This is a genomic window from Rahnella sp. ChDrAdgB13 (genome assembly GCF_017655185.1).
Lineage (GTDB): Bacteria > Pseudomonadota > Gammaproteobacteria > Enterobacterales > Enterobacteriaceae > Rahnella > Rahnella contaminans.
Genome location: NZ_JAEMGT010000227.1, coordinates 1 through 1,985, shown reverse-complemented (window position 1 = coordinate 1,985; position 1,985 = coordinate 1). Strand labels below are relative to the sequence as shown.

Genomic DNA, 1,985 nt, shown 5'->3' with positions numbered 1-1,985 from the left:
CGGAAAGTACAGACGTTGTAAAAGACTTGAAGCTGAATTTTCCCGTGGTAGCAAAAGTGGCCAGTGAATCAGTCATGCTGTCAAAAAGGCCGGAGGCGTAAGTGGCCATCTGGCTGTTTGCATCCCGGGCACTGTCAATCCAGTTGAGCGTACCGCGGCGGAAACCCGCGCCATAATCAGCTTCTGCAGCCAGACGGTCACTTACGCTTTTTTCAGTGATCTGCAATTCCTGCTGCTTGTATTTTTCCAAATCCGCCACACGCGCCAGGTATTCAGCTGATGATTTATCAGTGAAATCCTTATCAAGTGCGTTACGGCGCTGACTAAAGCGATTTTCAATAGCAAGACGCGCTTCAGCCTGAGCGGATTCCTGATCGGACTGGCTGTATTTGTCCAGGTTTCCAGTTGCTTCGCGCTGCATAGCATTGGCTTCTTCCTGCCACTTGCGGCTTTCTTCCTGGTATTTCTGCGAAACCTTACGCAGCGCCGCTTCTTTCTCCAGTTGGACGTTTGACTGCATTTGCGCGCGGATTTGGCCCTGCATGTTGACCAGGCTCTGCTGGCTGGCATTCAGGGTTTGCCCTTTCAGTCCCGCAATTTTTTGGTCAAATGCGGCCAGTTGTCGCTCAGATTCTGTTAACGAGTCAGTAGTCTGTGCCTGTTGAAGCAAAACAGCGTTACGCTGCTGGGCTTGTTCCAGTGCGCGCTGACCTTCACCTTCACCCGTACCGCCGGTTTTCCGCTTTTTCGTCGCCTTATCGTATTCGTCGTTAATCCCTTTCAGGATCCGTTGATAATCCGACGAACCAGGCGCATAGAGACTTTCATTAAGCTTTTTGATAGCCGCTGTACGCTTTTCTGCGGCGGTTGTTCCCGCATCAAGATAGCTTTTAAGCCCGGCAGAGTTTTTTATTCGGGCATTTTGGGCAGAGGCGATGGCATTCTGAATGTCTGATTGCAACGTGCCGGCAAGCGCCGCAAGATTTCTCTGAGCCACCTTTGCCTTACCAACCACATCATCGATGGCAACACCGGCAGGGTTCGCCATAGCTAGCCACATCTGCCCGAGATTATTCACTGAGTCAGAAGTCTTATCGACCTCAACACCCAACTCTGAAAGCCGGGCTTTTTCAGACTGCATTGCTGCTTCAATCAGTAGCTGGCTGGCCTGCGCCGCTTCACCGCGCTGATTCAGCGCCAGTACCTGACTGATAACTGAAGCGCTCAGGGCAACACCAGAGGCAGTAAGTTTCTCCATCGCAGCAACCGGGTCACCGCGCAGCGACGTCAGGGAGTTAACCAAATCCTGCGCGTTACCACCAGCCTGCGCGTAAGCATTTGCCAAAGTCGCTACGTCTGTTAGTAGTTGGCCGCTGAACCCAGCTTTCGCCGCCGAGGTGACTGCGTCGACAGAGGTTTCAGTGTCTCCCAGCCTACTATTTAGTTTTTCCAGATCAGTTGCAGAGACAAGTGATGAAGTATTCAGGTCAAGCACTGCGGCTGTAAGCTTCTTGGTCTGCTCCTCGGCCTTTTTAAATTCGCTGTAGAGATATGTACCACCGGCGGCCAGAACGCTCAGACCAATCCCTACCGGCCCACCAAGCAGGCTCATCGCACCACTAAGGGCACGGCTGCTGGTGGCCGCAATCCGCTGCGTAATGGAAAGCTGGGTGTTGGCCGCTGCCGCCGCCTCCGTGGCCCCCACAAGCGCCGCTTTACCTTCCGTTTCAGCCAGATCAGCAGCAATAGCAGACGCTTTTGCCGCTTTAAGCTTATCGAGCCCGCTGGCTTCAAGCCGGTTCGCTTCAATGATTGCGCGTTCATTTTTCAGGTGTTCATCCTGATAACTGACGCTGAGACCGTAGAGCTTGTTAACTTCGGTTTGTTTGGCGTAATACTCATCCAATGCGATAGCCTGATCGCGCTGCGCCTGCGCGGCCACAATCGTTTTTTCCGCGATGGCGGCCTGGTTGATAGCGGCCTGC

At 53.3% G+C, this 1,985-nt stretch carries 1 protein-coding gene; it reads right to left on the bottom strand.

Translation table 11 applies throughout. The annotated features are described in order from the left end of the window. Nucleotides 1-1,985, bottom strand: a 1,985-nt coding sequence (locus tag J8X26_RS27155) for a phage tail tape measure protein (RefSeq protein WP_208952621.1), incomplete at both ends; no start/stop codon positions are given.